Origin of the sequence: Rhodopseudomonas sp. BR0C11 (assembly GCF_010820945.1) — a bacterium.
GTDB lineage: Bacteria > Pseudomonadota > Alphaproteobacteria > Rhizobiales > Xanthobacteraceae > Rhodopseudomonas > Rhodopseudomonas palustris_H.
In genome coordinates this window covers 1-18,809 of sequence record NZ_QTKI01000046.1, presented here as the reverse complement: position 1 = coordinate 18,809, position 18,809 = coordinate 1, and the positions used below count along the sequence as shown (strand labels likewise).

General features: G+C 61.6%; 23 protein-coding genes. 13 read left to right on the top strand and 10 right to left on the bottom strand.

Features of this window, described 5'->3' with window-relative positions:
• The coding region (locus DYI24_RS06320) for a cation:proton antiporter domain-containing protein (RefSeq protein WP_164571672.1) at window positions 1-1,178 on the top strand (1,178 nt) is incomplete at its 5' end.
• Between the two features lie 5 nt (window positions 1,179-1,183).
• Here DYI24_RS06320 and DYI24_RS06315 read toward each other — a convergent pair.
• Together DYI24_RS06315 and DYI24_RS06310 are read right to left on the bottom strand one after the other, a co-directional pair.
• Window positions 1,184-1,516, bottom strand: coding sequence for a YnfA family protein (locus tag DYI24_RS06315; protein ID WP_164571671.1), 333 nt, complete (start codon window positions 1,514-1,516; stop codon window positions 1,184-1,186).
• Window positions 1,517-1,647: 131 nt separating this feature from the next.
• Window positions 1,648-2,871, bottom strand: a complete 1,224-nt coding sequence (locus DYI24_RS06310) for an NADP-dependent isocitrate dehydrogenase (protein ID WP_107345565.1) — start codon at window positions 2,869-2,871, stop codon at window positions 1,648-1,650.
• A gap of 390 nt (window positions 2,872-3,261) precedes the next feature.
• Between DYI24_RS06310 and DYI24_RS06305 the strand changes: the two genes are divergently transcribed.
• The 7 genes from DYI24_RS06305 (at window position 3,262) to DYI24_RS06275 (ending at window position 7,377) form a co-directional block, all read left to right on the top strand.
• Window positions 3,262-4,458 carry a TrmJ/YjtD family RNA methyltransferase gene (locus DYI24_RS06305; RefSeq protein ID WP_164571670.1) on the top strand — a complete coding sequence of 399 codons (1,197 nt, stop codon included), beginning with the start codon at window positions 3,262-3,264 and terminating at the stop codon, window positions 4,456-4,458.
• 63 nt (window positions 4,459-4,521) lie between these two features.
• Window positions 4,522-4,758 (top strand): antitoxin, encoded by a 237-nt coding sequence (locus DYI24_RS06300; RefSeq protein WP_164571669.1) that lies wholly within the window; start codon window positions 4,522-4,524, stop codon window positions 4,756-4,758.
• A complete protein-coding gene (locus DYI24_RS06295; RefSeq protein ID WP_164571668.1) occupies window positions 4,755-5,156 on the top strand; it encodes a type II toxin-antitoxin system VapC family toxin in 402 nt (133 codons plus the stop codon). Before DYI24_RS06300 ends, DYI24_RS06295 begins: the two co-directional genes overlap by 4 nt.
• A gap of 115 nt (window positions 5,157-5,271) precedes the next feature.
• Window positions 5,272-5,673: a DUF2147 domain-containing protein gene (locus DYI24_RS06290; RefSeq protein ID WP_107345561.1), complete on the top strand. Its 402-nt coding sequence runs from the start codon at window positions 5,272-5,274 to the stop codon at window positions 5,671-5,673.
• Between the two features lie 27 nt (window positions 5,674-5,700).
• Window positions 5,701-6,210, top strand: coding sequence for a mismatch-specific DNA-glycosylase (locus DYI24_RS06285; protein WP_349627744.1), 510 nt, complete (start codon window positions 5,701-5,703; stop codon window positions 6,208-6,210).
• Window positions 6,211-6,269: 59 nt separating this feature from the next.
• Window positions 6,270-6,752, top strand: a complete 483-nt coding sequence (greA, locus tag DYI24_RS06280; protein WP_164571666.1) for a transcription elongation factor GreA — start codon at window positions 6,270-6,272, stop codon at window positions 6,750-6,752.
• 82 nt (window positions 6,753-6,834) lie between these two features.
• On the top strand, window positions 6,835-7,377 hold the full coding sequence (locus tag DYI24_RS06275; protein ID WP_164571665.1) for a hypothetical protein: 543 nt from the start codon (window positions 6,835-6,837) through the stop codon (window positions 7,375-7,377).
• Between the two features lie 439 nt (window positions 7,378-7,816).
• Here the strand turns inward: DYI24_RS06275 and DYI24_RS06270 are convergent, their stop codons facing one another.
• Both DYI24_RS06270 and DYI24_RS06265 read right to left on the bottom strand, forming a co-directional pair.
• Window positions 7,817-8,140 (bottom strand): transcriptional regulator, encoded by a 324-nt coding sequence (locus DYI24_RS06270; RefSeq protein WP_164571664.1) that lies wholly within the window; start codon window positions 8,138-8,140, stop codon window positions 7,817-7,819.
• Complete coding sequence (locus DYI24_RS06265) at window positions 8,133-8,465, bottom strand: type II toxin-antitoxin system RelE/ParE family toxin (RefSeq protein ID WP_349627745.1); 333 nt, start codon at window positions 8,463-8,465, stop codon at window positions 8,133-8,135. The genes DYI24_RS06270 and DYI24_RS06265 overlap by 8 nt, the downstream gene beginning before the upstream one ends.
• A gap of 424 nt (window positions 8,466-8,889) precedes the next feature.
• On the opposite strand from DYI24_RS06265, the gene DYI24_RS06260 reads away from it, so the two are divergent.
• A complete protein-coding gene (locus DYI24_RS06260; protein ID WP_164571663.1) occupies window positions 8,890-9,708 on the top strand; it encodes an isocitrate lyase/PEP mutase family protein in 819 nt (272 codons plus the stop codon).
• Between the two features lie 89 nt (window positions 9,709-9,797).
• Here the strand turns inward: DYI24_RS06260 and DYI24_RS06255 are convergent, their stop codons facing one another.
• The 5 genes from DYI24_RS06255 to DYI24_RS06235 form a co-directional block, all read right to left on the bottom strand.
• Window positions 9,798-10,718 carry a hypothetical protein gene (locus DYI24_RS06255; RefSeq protein WP_164571662.1) on the bottom strand — a complete coding sequence of 307 codons (921 nt, stop codon included), beginning with the start codon at window positions 10,716-10,718 and terminating at the stop codon, window positions 9,798-9,800.
• Window positions 10,715-11,800 (bottom strand): AAA family ATPase, encoded by a 1,086-nt coding sequence (locus DYI24_RS06250; RefSeq protein ID WP_164571661.1) that lies wholly within the window; start codon window positions 11,798-11,800, stop codon window positions 10,715-10,717. The genes DYI24_RS06255 and DYI24_RS06250 overlap by 4 nt, the downstream gene beginning before the upstream one ends.
• A complete protein-coding gene (locus tag DYI24_RS06245) occupies window positions 11,797-12,945 on the bottom strand; it encodes a DUF262 domain-containing protein (RefSeq protein WP_164571660.1) in 1,149 nt (382 codons plus the stop codon). Before DYI24_RS06245 ends, DYI24_RS06250 begins: the two co-directional genes overlap by 4 nt.
• A 232-nt stretch (window positions 12,946-13,177) precedes the next feature.
• Window positions 13,178-13,852 carry a helix-turn-helix domain-containing protein gene (locus DYI24_RS06240; protein ID WP_164571659.1) on the bottom strand — a complete coding sequence of 225 codons (675 nt, stop codon included), beginning with the start codon at window positions 13,850-13,852 and terminating at the stop codon, window positions 13,178-13,180.
• A 502-nt stretch (window positions 13,853-14,354) separates the two neighbouring features.
• On the bottom strand, window positions 14,355-14,678 hold the full coding sequence (locus DYI24_RS06235; protein WP_164571658.1) for a DUF1476 domain-containing protein: 324 nt from the start codon (window positions 14,676-14,678) through the stop codon (window positions 14,355-14,357).
• A gap of 297 nt (window positions 14,679-14,975) precedes the next feature.
• On the opposite strand from DYI24_RS06235, the gene purC reads away from it, so the two are divergent.
• The 4 genes from purC to purQ all read left to right on the top strand — a co-directional run bounded on the left by purC (window position 14,976) and on the right by purQ (window position 17,189).
• On the top strand, window positions 14,976-15,743 hold the full coding sequence (gene purC, locus DYI24_RS06230) for a phosphoribosylaminoimidazolesuccinocarboxamide synthase (protein WP_199851757.1): 768 nt from the start codon (window positions 14,976-14,978) through the stop codon (window positions 15,741-15,743).
• Between the two features lie 187 nt (window positions 15,744-15,930).
• Complete coding sequence (gene purS, locus DYI24_RS06225) at window positions 15,931-16,176, top strand: phosphoribosylformylglycinamidine synthase subunit PurS (RefSeq protein WP_107345551.1); 246 nt, start codon at window positions 15,931-15,933, stop codon at window positions 16,174-16,176.
• Between the two features lie 17 nt (window positions 16,177-16,193).
• The gene (locus DYI24_RS06220) at window positions 16,194-16,433 is read left to right on the top strand and encodes a hypothetical protein (RefSeq protein ID WP_164571657.1); all 240 of its coding nucleotides are present in this window, start codon (window positions 16,194-16,196) and stop codon (window positions 16,431-16,433) included.
• 54 nt (window positions 16,434-16,487) lie between these two features.
• On the top strand, window positions 16,488-17,189 hold the full coding sequence (purQ, locus tag DYI24_RS06215) for a phosphoribosylformylglycinamidine synthase subunit PurQ (protein ID WP_164571656.1): 702 nt from the start codon (window positions 16,488-16,490) through the stop codon (window positions 17,187-17,189).
• A 322-nt stretch (window positions 17,190-17,511) separates the two neighbouring features.
• Here purQ and purB read toward each other — a convergent pair.
• A partial coding sequence (gene purB, locus DYI24_RS06210; RefSeq protein ID WP_164571655.1) for an adenylosuccinate lyase occupies window positions 17,512-18,809 on the bottom strand: 1,298 nt, incomplete at its 5' end.

The following is an 18,809-nucleotide window of genomic DNA, read 5'->3' as shown; positions in this document are numbered from 1 at the left end:
TGGTGCTGTGGCCGGTTGCGCTGACGCTCGGCAAGGTGTTCGCCTTCATGGTGTTCATGCTGGTGGTCGGCCGCCGCATCATTCCGTGGATGCTGCACTATGTGGCGCACACCGGCTCGCGCGAGCTGTTTCGTCTCGCGGTGCTGGCGATCTCGCTCGGCGTCGCGTTCGGCGCGGCGGTGCTGTTCGACGTGTCGCTCGCGCTGGGAGCGTTCTTCGCCGGCATGATCCTGTCGGAGTCCGAGCTCAGTCATCGCGCCGCCAACGAAACGCTGCCGCTGCGCGACGCGTTCGCGGTGCTGTTCTTCGTCTCGGTCGGCATGCTGGTCGATCCCGGCATCGTGGCGCGCGAACCGCTGCCGCTCCTGGTCACCGTGCTGATCATCGTGTTCGGCAAATCGATCGCGGCGTTCTTCATCGTGCGACTGTTCGGCCATCCCAACATGACGGCGCTGACGATCTCCGCGTCGCTGGCGCAGATCGGCGAGTTCTCGTTCATTCTCGCCGGCCTCGGCGTCGCGCTCGGGCTGATGCCGGAGCGTGGCCGCGATCTGGTGCTGGCCGGCGCGATCATTTCGATCATGCTCAATCCCGTGATGTTCGTGCTGCTCGATCGCTTCAGCGCCAAGGTCGCGGCGGCTACGGAAGCCGCCAAGCAGGCGGCGAAGGAGGCTGCGGCTGCCGCTGCGCCAGCGCAGCCGCGCGGCCACATCGTGCTGGTGGGCCACGGCCGAGTCGGCTCCAATGTCAGCGCCGCGCTGCGCCATTCCGGCGCCGATATGCTGGTGATCGAAAACGACGACGAGCGGGTGGCGCGGCTGCAGCGTGAAGGCTTCACCGCGATCAACGGCAATGCCGCTGCGCAGGAGATCCTCGATGAGGCGCAGATCGCGCAGGCGCACGGTCTTCTCGTGGCAATTCCCAATGCGTTCGAAGGCGGTCAGATCGTCGCTAAGGCGCGCGCGGTCAATCCCGGCCTGCTGATCATCGCCCGCGCGCATTCGGCCGAGGAGGTCATCCATCTGCGCAGCAACGGCGCCAATTTGGTGATCATGGGCGAAGACGAAATCGCCCGCGCCATGATCGCCCGCCTCGGCGTCGATGCCATCAGCAGCGATACGGCCGCCAGCCCGATCACCAGCGCTACGGCACCGGCTTCGGCCGGGGCGGCGGCCTGATTAGTTCACGCCGGCAGCGGGCGCGGTCGGAACAGGATCACGGTCAGGCCGACCAGGCAGTTCGCGGCGCCGATCACGTCCCAATGGTCGGGGCGGTTGCCCTCCATGGCCCAGCCCCAGGCCAGCGCACTGGCGATGTAGATGCCGCCATAGGCAGCATAGGCGCGGCCGGCCAGCGGACTGTCGGCCAGCGTCAGTAAGTAGGCGAACAGCGCCAGCGCGAGCATGCCGGGGATCAGCCACAGCGGCGATTTGTCGAGCCGTAGCCACGCCCAGAATGCGAAGCACCCGGCGATCTCCATCAGCGCAGCGGCGCAGAAGGTCAGCAGTGACGCCATGAGCGTGGCCGTGGCTCTCTGTGAGTCTGCGAGAGGTTGATGCGGCGAACATTAAACCGATCGGCGCAGCAGAGAAAAAGGCGCGGGAAGCGATCCCGCGCCTTTTCGTTCGTTCAGTCGCGGTGCGCTGATTAGGCGGCCTTGGCGTCCATCGCCTTGTGCAGGTTCTGCGCGACCTTGTCGAGGAAGCCCTCGGTCGACAGCCAGCGCTGATCGGCGCCGACCAGGAGCGCGAGGTCCTTGGTCATGAAGCCGGCTTCAACGGTCTGCACGCAGACCTTCTCCAGCGTGTCGGCGAAGCGGGCGAGCTCTTCGTTGGAGTCGAGCTTGGCGCGATGCGCGAGGCCGCGGGTCCAGGCGAAGATCGAGGCGATCGAGTTGGTCGAGGTCGCCTTGCCCTTCTGGTGTTCGCGATAGTGCCGGGTGACGGTGCCGTGCGCGGCTTCGGCTTCCACCGTCTTGCCGTCCGGCGTCATCAGCACCGAGGTCATCAGGCCGAGCGAGCCGTAGCCTTGCGCCACGGTGTCGGACTGCACGTCGCCGTCGTAGTTCTTACAGGCCCAGACGTAGCCGCCCGACCACTTCAGCGCCGACGCGACCATGTCGTCGATCAGGCGGTGCTCGTAGGTCAGGCCCTTGGCGTCGTACTCGGCCTTGAACTCGTTGTCGAAGATCTCCTGGAAGATGTCTTTGAAGCGACCGTCGTACACCTTCATGATGGTGTTCTTGGTCGACAGGTAGACCGGATAGTTGCGGATCAGGCCGTAGTTCAGCGAGGCGCGGGCGAAATCCTTGATCGACTCGTCGAGGTTGTACATCGACATCGCGACGCCGGCGCCGGGCGCCTTGAAGACTTCGCGCTCGATCACCGAGCCGTCCTCGCCGACGAACTTCATCGTCAGCGTGCCCGGGCCCGGGAACTTGATGTCGGTCGCGCGATACTGATCGCCGTAGGCGTGACGGCCGATCACGATCGGCTTGGTCCAGCCCGGCACCAGGCGCGGCACGTTGTTGCAGATGATCGGTTCGCGGAAGATCACGCCGCCGAGGATGTTGCGGATGGTGCCGTTCGGCGACTTCCACATGCTCTTGAGGCCGAATTCCTTCACCCGCGCTTCGTCCGGGGTGATGGTGGCGCACTTCACGCCGACGCCGACCTGCTTGATCGCATTCGCCGCATCGATGGTGACCTGATCGTCGGTCGCGTCGCGGTGCTCCATCCCGAGGTCGAAATACATCAGTTCCACGTCGAGGAACGGCGTGATCAGCTTGTCCTTGATCATCTGCCATATGATGCGGGTCATCTCATCGCCGTCGAGTTCGACGACTGGGTTGGTCACCTTGATTTTCGCCATGCGGGATCGGGCCTTCTTGTGATTCTGCGCTTAAAGGGGCGGGAATTGGACTAAAGCCGCGCCCGCTATAGCACCGCGCCGGACGGGCCGAAAGGCGATTGCGGAAGCAATTTGGACGGATTCGCAGCGCGGCTCCGCATGGCTCGGGAACGCCGCGATCGCAAGGTGTGCCGCGACCGGAAGCGGGTAGGGCGCACGCTGTGTCAAGCGTACTTCACAGCGGTTCAAACCGGCCGGCAAATCCACTATTTGCTTGAGAAATCGCCGCCGCCTTGGCAACGGAAAGGCGCGGCGGCCGCCGGCGTCCGGCCCGCCCCGCCGCGGCTTCCCCCGATCATCCCGCGCCGCCTCGGATCACTCCGAGGGCGCCCGTTTTTGAAAGACCTGCCCATGTCCGGCTCCGGCACCGACCGATCCAAGCCCCCGGCCGCGCTCGACGGCCCGGTGGTGATTCTGGTCGAGCCCCAATTGGGCGAAAACATCGGGATGTGCGCCCGCGCGATGGGCAATTTCGGGCTGACCCGGCTGCGGCTGGTAAAGCCGCGCGACGGCTGGCCGAACATCGCCGCCCAGCGCTCCGCCGCCGGCGCCGACCACATCCTGAACGCGGTCGAGCTGTTCGACAGCGTCGCCGACGCGGTGAAGGACTGTACGCTGCTGTTCGCCACCACGGCGCGCGCCCACGATCAGGCCAAGCCGGTGCGCGGGCCGGAAGCCGCCGCGCAGGAGATCGTCGCCGAGACCGCGTCGGGCGGCACCACCGGCATCATGTTCGGCCGCGAGCGCCATGGCCTGGAGAACGACGAGGTCGCGCTCGCCAACCGCATCGTCACCTTCCCGGTCAATCCGGCGTTCGCTTCGCTGAACCTTGCGCAAGCGGTGCTGCTGATGGGCTACGAGTGGTTCAAGCACGCCACCCAGAATGCGCTGCCTTACGAGATGCCCGAGCGGAGCCCGCGCGCCTCGCAGCATCAGATCGACGCGTTCTTTTCCAACTTGGTCGCCGAGCTGGACCGCGTCGAATTCCTCCGCCCGCCCGAAAAGCGCGACACCATGCTGGTGAACCTGCGGAACATCTTCACCCGGATGGAGCCGAGCAAGCAGGACATGCACACGCTGCACGGCGTGGTGATGGCGATCGCCGACGGCCGCAAGGGCCCGGCCAAAGGCGGCGTACTCGACGGCGACCAGGCCACGCGGCTGCGCGCGCTACTCGCCGAGCGCGCGCCCGGCAGCGCCGAGGCCGATGGCGGCTCGCTGCGCGGGCTGGCGCGGCTGCTGCGCCGCAATCCCACCGACGCCGAGCGGCTCTTATGGGAGAAGCTGCGCACCGACCGGCGCTTCGCCGGCAACTTCAAGCGCCAGACCCCGGTCGGCCGCCACATCCCGGATTTCGTCTCCTTCACCCGCCGCGTCGCGATCGAGCTGATCAACGACGGCGAGAGCGAAGCCGTCGCCGCCGACCGCGCCGCGCGCAAGGCCTGGCTCGCCGAGCGCGACTACCGCGTGGTGTGGGTCGAGGCCGCCGACGTCACCGCCGACACCGCCGCGGTGCTGGAGCGGCTGGAGGCGGCGCTGGCGCAGTAGGTGCCCTTGCAGCGGCATCTCGCCAGACATATGCTTTTGGCATATGCCTGAAGGAGGCTGCCCATGACCGATCGGCGCCACGTCCGTCTGTTCCGTAACGGCCGCAATCAGGCCGTTCGCATTCCGGTGGAATTCGAGATGCCCGGCAACGAGGCGATCATGCACCGCGAGGGAGATCGGTTAGTGATCGAGCCGGTCCGCAAACGCGGACTGATCGCTTTGTTGAAATCGATGACGCCGGTCGACGAGCCGTTCCCCGTCATCGACGATCCCGCGCCGGCGCCGGAGAAGGTGCTGTGACGCGCTATATGCTCGATACCAACATCCTCTCCGATCTGATCCGCAATCCGCACGGCGCTGCTGTTCGCCGCATCGCCGAGGTCGGGGAGGGCAACGTCTGCACGAGTATCATCGTCGCCGCCGAACTCCGCTACGGCTGCGCCAAGAGCGGGTCGGTCAGATTGACCAAGGCCGTGGCCGATCTGCTCGAGGAAATCGACGTGCTGCCGTTCGAGCCGCCCGCCGACGAAGCCTATGGGGCGATCCGCTCATCGCTTGAAGCAGTAGGCACGCCGATCGGCAGCAACGACCTCCTGATCGCAGCTCATGCCAAGTCGCTCGGTGCGACCATCGTCACCGCGAACACGCAGGAGTTTGGTCGCGTGCAGGGTTTGGCAGTCGAGAACTGGCTGGCGTGATCTTTCCGGCAAGCGAGTTGTTTGCGTTCGGCAGGCCCCGTTGACTTGCGACGCGGCGCACGTTCAGCTCGTACCAAGCGGCGGCTCGCCGCAGCACAAGCAATCGGGAGGGGACATGACAACGACATCGACGATGCGCCGCGCGGGATGGCTCACCGGCCTCGGCCTGCTCGCCGCAGCGCTGGCCACCACAGGCGCGCGCGCCGACGACGTCGGCGGCACCTGGCTGCGCGAGACCGGCGCCTCCAAGGTCAAATTCGCGCCCTGCGGCGGCGCAGTGTGCGGCACGCTGGTGTGGCTCAAGCCGGGCGTCGAGACCCCCGCCAAAGTCGGCCAGAAGATATTCTTCGACATGAAGCCGACCGGTCCGAACGCCTGGGCCGGCAGTGCCTTCAATCCGGAAGATGGCAAGACCTACACCGGCAAGATGAACCTCTCCGGCAGCACGCTGACCACCCAGGGCTGCGCGATGGGCGGCATGATCTGCAAATCCGCCACCTGGACGCGGGCGAACTGAGTGAAGGAGGCGCGCCAGCAAGGTCAGGTGAGCTTGCCCAAGGTCATCTTGCCTGACGTTCTGCAGCGCGGCCTCAGAGTCGTGTTCTGCGGCACCGCCGCCGGCCGTGCGTCGGAGAAGGCGCAAAGCTATTATGCGCACGGCCGGAACAAGTTCTGGAGCGTCCTCAGCGAAACGGGCCTCACGGATCGCAAGCTGGCGCCGCACGAGTTTCGCGACGTGACGACATTCGGCATCGGCCTGACGGACCTGTGCAAGGATGTCGCCGGAAGCGATCACGAGGTTCGGCCGCGGCCGGAACATCGGGTGGTTCTCAGACGTAAGATCGAAGAGAACCGCCCCGACTTTCTCGCCTTCACCAGTCTGGAAGCTGCGAAGCGGTTCGTCGGACGCAGGGTCGGCCTCGGCCGTTATGAGGAAAGCATCGGAACGACATCGATCTATGTGCTGCCATCGACCTCGCCGATGGCGGATTGGAATTGGATGTCGAACAAGATCCACTGGTGGGAGTTTGCCGAACTGGTTCGCGCCTCTTGATCGGGAGAGCCGTGTCGTTGCGTCAGGTCGCCGTCCGGCGACTGTCAATGGAGTTCAACTTGAGCGTCGCTTTCACCAAGGAAGACAGTGCCGAGACCGCCTCGGAGACCGTGCTGCCGGATCGGCCGATCTCGCCGCATCCGAACCTCGTCACCGCAGCCGGCTTGGCCGCGCTGGAGGCGCAGTTAGCCGAGGCGCGCGCCGCGCTCGAAGCTGCAGGTGCGATCGAGGACGTCAACGAGCGCCGCCGCGCCGAAGCGATCCCGTTGCGTGACGCCCGTTACTACGCAGCCAGGGTGCGCAGCGCGCAAGTGATGCCGGATCCTGCCTCGACCGACGAGATCGCTTTCGGCTCCACCGTCACCTTCCGCCGCGCCGACGGCCGCGTCCAAACCTACCGCATCGTCGGCGAAGACGAAGCCGATCCGAAGCAGGGCACGATCTCGTTCGTATCGCCGGTGGCGCGCTTGCTGATGGGCAAGAGCGTCGGCGACGTGGTGGGAAAGGGCGCGCAGGAGTTGGAGGTGGTGGGGATTGGATAGTGGGATCGAGATGGGAAATTGACGCGCGATGAGTAATCCATGGGATATGCCCGTTTCTGCGCCGTTACGGCCCGGCACGAGAGTGGAAGAAGAACTGTTCAGAGCCGTAGGCTATGCCCTTACTCATTGGGAGGGGCTTGAGGCCGAGTTAGGGGGCGTCTATGCGGTTCTCACAGCGGTGTCGGAGGAAAGATACGTTGCTCCAACGATAAGAGCGTTTGGTGTGGTTACGAACACCAATTCCCGGGCCGAGATGATTGCGCATGCGGCTGAGGCATTGTTTTGGTTGCGTCCAATGGAAGAGTTGGAAATTGAACTAAAAGACATTTTGAAGAATTATCGAGGTTGGGCTGCGCGGCGGAACGATATAGCGCATGGGTGTTCCACAGCATCCCAACATCCTGACTATGACGCTGAAGATCAGCCGAATATCACTACTTATTGTCTTTGTCCCTCTCATGGTCACAGCAGGAAGTGGGCCCTGAGTATGGAGCCTCTTTACCATTACATTCCGGCCGAGATTGAAGCGTTCGGTTCTGCATTTGATGCGCTGGCACACCGTGTCGCAGATTTTTCGGAAAGGCTGGAGGCTTGGCGCAAGAAAGACGCTGAAAAAGACGATTGATCTTTTTTGAGGGCAGGGGACGTCGAGGCATTCGGCGTCTTTGGTCTGAGAGCTTGCATTTACCTACATTTTGTAGATGGCGGCCCTCAGCAAGCTTAATCGAGGCGGCGAGCGTAGCCCGGGTGAGCGCAGCGATACCCGGGACGATTGGTGTCTCCTGCATATCGCTTCGCTCATGCAGGCTGCCGTCCGCAATTATTTGTCACGCCGCCGGCTTCACCACGCGCCGTTCCACTGTCAGCAAGCGTAGCCCGGGTGAGCGTAGCGACACCCGGGATCATCGACAATGCTCCTGCATGTCGCTTCGCTCATGCAGGCTACGCTGAACTCTGCCTCACGTCGCCGGCTTTACTACGTGCCATTCCACTGTCCCAGACGTTGTCGAACCGTTGTTCGCTCATGATCGTTGTCTCCGCATCAGCGGTTCGACGCGGTCGGCTCACGCCCGCCGTGTCTTGCTCACCTTCAGCTCTAGCCCCGCGCGATCCTGCAGATAGCCGATCACGCTGAACAGGTTTTTCGCCTGCGGGTTGCCGCTCGGGCCGAACATTCGGATCAGGCTTTTGGGGGGCAGATCAGTCGCGGCGCCGAGTTGTTCGAAGCCGACGGTGGCCTTGATGTAGTCGCGCAGGACGGCTTTTCCGGTCTCGATATCGCCCTTGAGCATCACCTCGATCGCTTCCCGCAACAGGGCGTCGGCGAATGCCGGGTCTTTCGCAACGCGGTTCTGGACCAACTCTTTGAAGCTCTTCGTATTAGCCATTGCTCAGTCCTGATCGCCGCTTCTTGTTCTGCTTGTAGTCGCGCCAATACACGATGGCTCGCGCGATATCGCTGCGTTGTCGCTTCTTGGTGCCACCGCAAAGCAGAATGACCAACGTATCGCCGTCACGACCGAAATAGATCCGATAGCCGGGCCCGGAATCGATCTTGGTTTCGAGGACGCCTTCGCCGACCGACTTAACGTTGGAAAAATTGCCCAGGGACAGCCGAGTCACGGCCGTCGTGACCTTGGCCGCCGCCATGACGTCGAGCCCGTCGAGCCAATCCGCGAATGGGCTTTGCCGATCAGCCGAATAGTAGCGAATATCCAGTATGATCTAAGGTAACATATATGTTACCTTAGGTCCAGTGCGCGCTCTATTCGATTGCGATCCGAGGTGGCCTGTACGGCCGCATCTTGGTCGGTTATCCAGACCAGCGGGCGTACTTGGTGATGTCCCGCCGTTAACGTTCTGCGCCTTCGTCGACTTCGTCCAGCGCTCCCGCGGGTCCATCCCTGGTGTGGTGGCGCTCGCCTCCGCGCGAGATGCAGTTCGTTGCTTCACGCTCAGCCCGATTCGCTGTGATTCGTCACCGCTTTGTTCCGGCTGTGTTCGGAACGTTAAGGCGCGCGGTGGCGGCTGTCGCAGGGTGGGACACTTCCGCTGGCATCGGCGGCTTCGACGCCGCGGCCGGCACCGTGCTAGCGTCCGGCCAACAACAACAGCAGACACCACAGGGAGATCGCCGATGATCACGACCGCCGCCAAGCGGGCCACGTTTCGCAAGCTGCACGAGGCCGGCTGCTTCGTGATGCCGAATCCGTGGGATGTCGGTTCGGCGCGGGCGCTGGCGTCGCTCGGGTTTCAGGCGCTGGCCTCGACCAGTGCCGGCTTTGCGTGGTCGGCGGGGCGGGCGGACAATCAGGTCAGCTGCGACGACGTGCTGGCGCATCTGACCACGCTGTGTGCGGCGGTGGATCTGCCGATCAACGCCGATTTCGAGAACGGCTTTGCGGACAGCCCCGACGGCGTCGCCGCCAATGTCACGCGCGCGATCGCCACCGGCATCGCCGGGCTTTCGATCGAGAATACGACCTCCGATTCGGCGCAGCCGTTTTACGACGACGCGCTCGCCGCCGAGCGCATCAAGGCGGCGCGGGCGGCGATCGACGCATCGGGTGTGGACGTGGTGCTGGTGGCGCGCTGCGAGGGCTTCTTCAAGGGTGAGCGCGATCTCGCCAAGACCACCGCGCGGCTGGTGGCGTTCGCCGATGCCGGCGCCGATTGCCTGTACGCGCCGGGCGTCACCACCGAGGCCGAGATCACCACGCTGGTGAAGGCGGTGGCGCCGAAGCCGCTCAACGTGCTGATCGCGCAGCCGAGCATGACGGTGCCGATGCTCGCCGACCTCGGCGTCCGCCGCATCAGCGTCGGCGGCACACTGGCGCGCTGCGCCTGGGCCGGCTTCCTCGGCGCCGCGCGCGAGATCGCCGAGCAGGGCACATTCACGGCATTCGCTGGAGCGACGAAGGGCGCGGAGCTGAACGGGCTGTTCGCGGGCAGGTAATTGCTAAATCCCAGTGTGAGTTTTCCACCAGTGCCTAAAGACAACTCGGCGTCGGCGGCAGGCCCATATTTGCTCTGGTCCATCTGAATTCATAAGTGATGGCAGAAAATTCCAACGACGATTTTGCCTCCGACGCTAACGTTATCTGGATAGATATGAATGCGATTCTGATGAGGCTGAAGTTTTATATGCCACCAGAATAATCGATCTGCGCCGGCGTATTTGATGGTCCGTTTTTTCTTTGCTCTTCTGTTCTGTTTTGTATTTCCGTTTTCGTCGGAAATGGTCACGTTTCCGGCGCCGAACTCCCCTGCGGCGTCTTGCCAAGATTTCGAGAATATTCGGGCTCCTTCGTCAGACAAGAAGCCGAGGTCGTGTACTATCTTCTGAACTAAAGATGAATAGCTGCCACTCATTGTCTTGATTCCGTCAACTGCTCCTTCAACAAATTCGAGCTCCTTGAATGCCTCTGACAACAGTTGCGCCATCTCGCCGGGAGAATGAGTTGTGTGGATAATCAACCAGCGGAAGAAGCCTTCAATCATCTGCGCTGAGTCTACGAGCCAGATAGGAACTTTTTGGCCGCCGTAAATTGCGTTGCAATAGTCTTTACCCGCGCGCGATATGCATGGAGTAATTTCGTGTTCGTGCAGATATTTTGAAGCGGCCCATGCAATCGTCTCGGCTCGTTCGGGGCCAAATCCAAAATCGACGTTGATGTCCTGAGGGCAAACAAAGAGATCCTCTAGTCTAGCCGCTCTTGAAAAAATTGCGGCTAGTCGGTCTCTAACATCTGCTGGGATTTCAATGCTGGAGGTTGGTGAATAGAGGTCATACAAAGTATGGTCTAAAAGGATTGGTTGCGAAAAGAATGTGTCAGGGTAAGCTAAGTGATGCCCTCGTTCAATCAATTCGTCGATAAGATCAAGGGTCAGCTCAAGTGATTCAATCCATTCCGCCGCCGAGGCTTTTCCAATCCCCCAGCCGCGCTCGTCGAGAGCAAAAATCAAGGTGCACCTTTTCGGCGGATGCGAGTCAGAGCTGCAACATCGATCTGAAATTGATCAAAGAAGCCTTTAGGCCAATGTGAAATGCCGCCAGTGGCTGTAAACTCTAGTACTTCGATATGATCTGAACCATCCAGAAAATGTATTATCGCATCGCTTGATTTTAAACACTGCATTTCTCCGATAGCTCTTCGAATTCCATTTATAACATGATCGGAGTGTGTTTCGACTATTACCTGAACGCCACTTGCTGCGATCTTCGTTAGAAAAATCCCGATTTGTGTCTGTCCGGCGGGTGCAAGATGCGCTTCTGGATTTTCAACTATCAGTAGTCCATCTTGATCGGCGCTGAGGGCTGCAACCACGATCGGAAGTGCGTAGGTAACTCCGAATCCCATATTTGTTGGGCTTAGCCAATCGAGGTCTGTTCTGTATTTGAGTGTGACAATTGGGGTGTATGGGAACGTCTCAGTATCTATTTGAATCGGGCGGGTGATTGCGGATAGCCAGGCTTCTGTTTGATCTTTTAGAAGAGCAACGTTTTTGTTGGGGTGAAATTGGCGCGCGAGAGGTATCGGATTGGCGCCTAGTGAATCAATCATTTGGGCTGCATTTTCGCCTGTTGCTCCAACGTTTAGAGAATGATGGGGGAGGGCCATTATGGTTGAAGTTAATCGCGGACCTATGCGCTCCGCACCTAAATATTGAAATGCGCGTCCCTCCCTTGCGAAATTGTCTGAAGGTACGCCAAACTTCTGTGAATGAACGTAGAATTGTTGCGCCGACTTATCAGGTTGTGAAAATTTTGCGCCAAACCAGCTATCTCCATCGCGCAATGTGACTGAGAAGCCTTCCGAAGCTTCACCATTTGCCACGTCATCAAAAGTCCCAAGTTGAAGTCCGAAGGGACCATTTAGAGAAATGGTGTCGGTAGTAGAGCGAAATGCCTCCCTGGCGAGTAGAAATGCTTGGATCAAGGAAGTTTTACCCGAACCATTGCGTCCGGCTAGGACAGAGAGGTTTCTGAGCTCGAAGCGGTTGCTTCGAAATCGTTTGAAGCCCTCGATTGTTGCAGCGTTGATCATGGTATAATTTTCCGAAGTAGGTCGCGGGGGATCTCAAGGCGAAGCTGGACCCGCTTCGGATCACCAGTTGCCGATCTTACTGAGCTGTCATAATCTGGGTCATTGAACAGTTCTCTGAATTTGGTGACAATCTCGTCCTTAAACGGAGTCAGTCGATCCAAACGATAACGCGAAAGAGCTAGCGCTTGAGACTCAAATATTGCTCTGTTTATTGGACCGCGTCGGTGCTCTGTTCCCGGGAGCCATCTTCGGAACGCTGCGTCACCGAGGATCTGCTCGCAATTCTCCATTGCGCGTTCGAAGATGGTGGCGAGCCGACGTAAGTCAATATCAGAATTTGGGCTATCCAACCTGCGGGTGAATTCCAGCAAGAAGGAGTCAAGGCTACTGGCCGTTGAATACTCATCGATTGACACGGTTCGAAAGGCGCAAAAGCGAAGAGCCAGTTCTCTATCCGACATTCGGTGATTGCGTCGCTGAGTTCTGCTCTTGTTCCAAAAGGCATACTGCGTGGCTTCGGTAAAAGCATCACTTTCAACGAGGGCCTTCAGAAAATTGCGGGACCGTGACTTGCTCATACAATGGCGAATCTCTTGTGGTTTTAGTGGACTTCCGCCGGTATTCACACGATTGAAGATGTCGTACTTCACCTCATCTGGCGTTTGTGGTTCGATCACGTGAGCCACAATTTGAGTGCTTTGAAAACGGCGACGAGTTGCGCTGTCCAAGTCTGAAAAATGATTCCCCGCCAAATCGTGCAAATACTCGAGATCATCTCTGGATAGTGGTAGTTGGTCTGACATAAACCGTTTGACGGTCGTTAGTCGTTGGACGCCGTCGATGACTTGCATCGCGCCTGAGGAGTCGAGGTTAAAATAGAATGCAGGAAGTGGTATTCCTAGAAGCACTGATTCAATAAGGCGTATTTGCTGTTTTGGCTGCCATACAAAGCTCCGCTGGAAGTCTGGTGCAAGATCCAGTTCTTTTTCATTCTCATCGAGCTGAGCGAAAATCTCTCTAAGAGTGTAATTCTTGGTTGTTATTCGAATTTGTTTGGGATCCCAAGGCTTGATAACTCGTGAACTTCCGCTTGAGACGTCTTCGTCTTCGTCCACTGCTGCGATTGTATTCGGGTCGGAAATCATCGTCGTTTCTGATCTGTTTGGCTCTGGGACGGAAGGTTCGATTTCTGTCGATGCATAGACGCAGCTTACGCCAGAATGTCTGACAGGAAAGGGGATAACCAATGTTCGGTTACATTGTCGATATTCTGCAGAGCATCATCGATCTGAAGTCGCCGTTCGACGCCTTATCCTCGTGGAAGCTCGCAGGGCGAAGTCCTGGCCACCATATTTAAGGCCATCGTCGCTTCCCACGTTATACCCTCCGCCTCCTCCCCCGTCGCACCACCTCCCGCTTCGGCGGAGTGTAGGCGTCGTCAAGCAGCGCCATGGCTTCGGCGGGGATGCAGGTGGTGAAGACGCCGCCGTGGCGCATGTCGGTGAGGGCTTTGCGGATCGCGGGCTCGCGGTCGAGCCAGTCCTCTTCGGTGCGTGGCGCCGGGCCGGGTTTGCCGGGGCGGCCGCGACCTTTTTGAGTGAGCCGCGCCATTTTCAGCACCTCCATCGCCTCGATCAGCCGGTTGAGATCGACCGACGGCGACTGCCAAAGCTCGTCGACATAGCGTTCGGCGAGCTGCTGCAGTTTGCTGCTGAGCATCCGCAGCTTCAGCCGGCGGCCGGCGCGCTCGGTCGGCACGGTGTCGCTGGCGCGCGGCGCCAATGGGTGGCGCGTCCAGTTGAACTCACGCTTCCAGCGCCCGACGGTGCCGGCGCTGACGCCGGTCTTCGCCTCGATCTGCTTGTAGGTCAGCGAGGTCTCCTCGATCAGCCGGCGCACATGGGCGACCTTGGCATTGGTATGCAGCCGCTTGCAGCCCTTCGGACGGCCGCCAGGGACCGGCGGCGGTCCGTCGTCGAGCGTGGCCAGCACCAGCCGGTCGAGGGAGGAGTCGAGCACACGAATGGGGGAGCGAAAAACCGGGAAGGGCATGTTGGGGCTCCGGTCAAAGCAGGGCATCAATCCAATATAAGAATATACTCCTAATTGATGGCAGGGCAAGGGCGACGTCGCCGCGAGCGCTTCTGGAGGAGCCGCGCCCCAGCCCTGACGGGAGATCATTTGGGCAGGCCGCCGTCGCGGCCATCGCCTGCGCCGCGTCCAGATCGTTCGACCGGGAATGTTAACTCTTCCGCGCCGTTCACCGACCCGGGCAAGGGGGCGGCCTCCAGCCTTGGTGTGAGCGGGAAGGCGGACGCACAATTTGCAGCGTTCGCCGCGCCGGCCACCCCGATTCGCAGCGATTCGTCGCCGCTTTGTTCCGCCTGCGTGCCGAACGTTAATCCGAGCCAGGCGGGCTGTCGCAGAGCGGGACACCATCGGCCGTGCTTGGCCCGGTGCCCGGCGCCAAAAACACGAATGCCCGGGACAGGCCCGGGCATTTGAAATTCGATTAGGCAATCAGGCGGGCCGCGTGGCGGCCCGCGGGAACCTGTCAGGTTCCGGCCTTCACCTCTTGGACCGCCTGGGCATAGAACTCGGCCATCTTGGCGCGCAGTTCGGTCTCCGGCAGGGTGATGCCCTTGTCGGTGAGGTCCTTGGTGACCTTGCGCACCACGTCGTTGTCGCCGGCCTCTTCCAGGTCGGCGATCACCACCTCTTTGGCGTAGGCGGCGGCAGCGTCGCCCGACAGGCCGAGCTTCTCGGCGATCCAGAGGCCCAGCAGCTTGTCGCGGCGCGCCTCGGCCTTGAACTTCTGCTCTTCGTCGAGCGCGAACTTCCTCTCGAAGCCTTCTTCGCGCTTGTCGAACGTGGTCATGTCTGTTGTTCCGATCTTGAGCCGGCAGAAGGGCCGGTTTGCGGTGGGCAGGTTCGATGCCTAGATATCCAGAGCCGCCCGTTAAGACAACTGCCACAATGGCGCACAGCGAGGGGTAAAACTCCCGGGCCACCCGGCCGGATCGATTGTATCGGGGGGGCCAATCAGCTAGGTTGCAGCGAGGCTGGGTTCTCGTTCTGTTTCCTATTCCTGGCCTTTCGGCAGCTCCGCCGTGGGCCGCTTTCGTCAGACGGAGCCCACCTCCCGATGGATTTCAACAAAACACGGTACATCCCCATGAGCCGGCGACGTCGCATTTACGAAGGCAAGGCCAAGGTGCTGTATGAAGGTCCGGAACCCGGAACGCTGATTCAGCACTTCAAGGACGACGCCACCGCGTTCAATGCCAAGAAGCACCAAGTGATCGAGGGCAAGGGCGTCCTCAACAACCGGATCTCCGAGTACCTGTTTCAGCACCTCAACGACATCGGGGTCCCGACCCATTTCATCCGCCGCCTCAACATGCGCGAGCAGCTGATCCGCGAAGTCGAGATCGTGCCGCTCGAGGTGGTGGTGCGCAACGTCGCCGCCGGCAGCCTGTCGCAGCGGCTCGGGATCGAAGAGGGCACCCAGCTGCCGCGCTCGATCATCGAGTTCTACTACAAGAACGACCAGCTCAACGACCCGATGGTCTCCGAAGAGCACATCACCGCGTTCGGCTGGGCGACGCCGCAGGAGATCGACGACATCATGGCGCTGGCGATCCGCGTCAATGATTTCCTTACCGGTCTTTTCCTCGGCATCGGCATCCGGCTGGTCGACTTCAAGATGGAGTGCGGCCGGCTGTTCGAAAGCGAGATGATGCGGATCATCGTCGCCGACGAGATCTCGCCGGACAGCTGCCGGCTGTGGGACATCAAGTCGAACGAGAAGCTCGACAAGGACCGCTTCCGCCGCGATCTCGGCGGCCTCTTGGAGGCCTACACCGAAGTCGCCAAGCGCCTCGGCATCCTGATGGAAAACGAGCGCCCGGTCGGCTCCGGCCCGGTGCTGGTGAAGGGCTGAGGCTCACGGCGGCGCGCGCGAGCGCGTTTCCAAGCGACGTCATTCCGGGGCGCGCGCCAGCGCGACCCCGGAATCCAGAAGTTGTTACCAAGAGAGATTCCGGGTTCGCTCGCTTGCGCGAGCGCCCCGGAATGACGGATGGGGCGGAGGCTCTGCCCGGCATGACGAGGGGATCATCGAGGCGACCATGAAGGCACGAGTCACTGTTACCTTGAAGAACGGGATCCTGGATCCGCAAGGCAAGGCGATCGAGGGCGCGCTGAAGTCGCTCGGCGTCGCCGGCATCGCCAGCGTGCGCCAGGGCAAGGTGTTCGACATCGAGCTCGACGGCGCCGCCGACAAGGCCAAGGCCGAAGCCGCCCTCAAGGACGCCGCCGACAAGCTGCTGGCGAACACCGTGATCGAGAATTATGCTATCGAGGTGAAGGGTTAGTCTCCGGAGACTAGGCCATGGCTGACGTGAGCAACGAGTTGATTTTTGAAGTGCTCAAGCAGGTTCAGCAGAGATTGGACAAGGTCGCCCCCAAGGTCGACGAGCTGAAATCTGAAATGAACGCCATGCGCGGCTACCTGATCTCCATGCAGCAGGACGTCCAGAACGTCTATGGAATCCTCGGTCGCTATGACGGCCGGCTCGAACACATCGAGCGTCGTCTCGAATTGAACGACTCGCCGACGATGTCTGCGTGATCATCGCCATCGACGCGATTGTCCACTGCCCCTCCACGCGCTAACGGAAACCGCATGAAATCCGCCGTTCTCGTCTTCCCCGGCATCAATCGCGAGCGCGACATGGCGCGCGCGCTGAAACTCGTCTCCGGCAACGACGCCGCGATGGTGTGGCACGCCGAAACCGAGCTGCCGAAGGGCACTGATCTGGTCGTCGTCCCGGGCGGCTTCTCCTATGGCGATTACTTGCGCTGCGGCGCGATTGCAGCGCGGGCGCCGGTGATGGACGCGGTGCGCAAGTTCGCCGCTGGTGGCGGCCTGGTGCTCGGCGTCTGCAACGGCTTTCAGATCCTGTGCGAGTCCGGCCTGCTGCCGGGCGTGCTGATGCGCAATGCGCGGCTGAAGTTCATCTGCCGCGACGTGCATCTGCGCGTCGAACGCAACGACACCCCGTTCACCCGCGGCTACAAGGCCGGCCAGGTGATCAAGGTGCCGGTGGCGCACGGCGAGGGCAATTACGAAGCCGACGAAGACACCGTGAAGCGGCTCGAGGGCGATGGCCGGGTGCTGTATCGCTACTGCTCGCCGGAAGGCCAAGTCGGCGAGAGCCACAACATCAACGGTGCCGCCGCCTCGATCGCCGGCATCGTCTCTGAGCGCGGCAACGTGCTCGGCATGATGCCGCATCCGGAAAACCACGTCGAAGACATCATGGGCTGCACCGACGGCCGCGGCCTGTTCGCCGGCCTCGCCCAGCACTTCGCCAAGGCGGCGTAAGCGGCGCTTACTTCATCGCCGGCAAGTCTTGTCGCTTGATCGATTGATTGAAGCGGATCTTGGCTGCTCGAGGGCACCAAAGTCCTCATCCTGAGGAGCCCGGCAAAGCCGGGCGTCTCGAAGGATGAGGGGACGCATCGCCTGCGGCACATGGTTCGAGACGGCGCTGCGCGCCTCCTCACCATGAGGGTGTGTCCGTGTCGGGAGCATTCGGAGGCATCGCTCCTGCCATCACGAACAGACTGCTTACACCATCCGCAGCCACAAAAAAGCCCCCGCGAACCGGGGGCTTTTCGTTGCGCGCCGCTGCCGGCGCCGCGCCTCAGCTCTCGCCGAACACCCGCTTGAAGATGGTGTCGACGTGCTTGTGGTGATAGCCGAGGTCGAACTGCTCTTCGATTTCGGCGTCGGTCATGTACTTCCTGACGTCCGGGTCGTTCTTCAGCAGTGTCAGGAAGTCGCCTTCGCCGCGCCACACCGGCATCGCGTTGCGCTGCACCAGTCTGTAGCTCTCCTCGCGGGAGCAGCCCTTCTGGGTCAGTGCGGTGAGCAGCCGCTGAGAGTGAACGAGGCCGCCGAGGCGGTCGAGGTTCTTGGTCATGTTCTCCGGATACACCACCAGCTTCTCGATCACGCCGGCCAAACGATTCAGCGCGAAGTCCAGCGTCACGGTGGCGTCGGGTGCCAGCATCCGCTCGGCCGAGGAGTGCGAGATATCGCGCTCGTGCCACAGCACCACGTTCTCCATCGCCGGCATCACATAGGCGCGCACCATGCGGGCGAGACCGGTGAGATTCTCGGTCAGCACCGGGTTGCGCTTGTGCGGCATCGACGACGAGCCCTTCTGGCCTTCGGAGAAATACTCCTCGGCCTCGAGCACCTCGGTGCGCTGCAGGTGGCGGATCTCGGTGGCGAGCCGCTCCATCGACGACGCGATCACGCCGAGCACCGCGAAGAACATCGCGTGGCGGTCGCGCGGGATGACCTGCGTCGACACCGGCTCGACCGCGAGGCCCATCGCTTTGGCGACGTGCTCTTCGACCCGCGGATCGATATGCGCAAAGGTGCCGACCGAGCCGGAGATCGCGCAGGTCGCGACCTCCTTGCGGGCGGCGACTAGGCGTTCGCGGGCGCGGCTGAATTCGGCATAGGCGTAGGCCATCTTCAGGCCGAACGTCACCGGCTCGGCGTGGATGCCGTGCGAGCGGCCGATCGACGGCGTCATCTTGTGCTCGAGGGCGCGGGCCTTCAGCGCCGCCAGCACGCGGTCGAGGTCGGCCAAGAGGATGTCGGCAGCGCGGGTGAGCTGGACGTTGAAGCAGGTGTCGAGCACGTCCGACGAGGTCATGCCCTGGTGCACGAACCGCGACATCGGGCCGACGAATTCGGCCAGATGGGTCAGGAAGGCGATGACGTCGTGCTTGACCTCGCGCTCGATCTCGTCGATCCGCGCCACGTCGAACGCGGCGTCCTTGCCGCCCTTCCAGATCGCCTCGGCGGCCTCCTTCGGGATCACCCCGAGCGCAGCCTGCGCGTCGGAGGCATGGGCCTCGATCTCGAACCAGATCTTGAAACGGGTCAGCGGCTCCCAAATGGCAGCCATTTCCGGACGGGTATAAC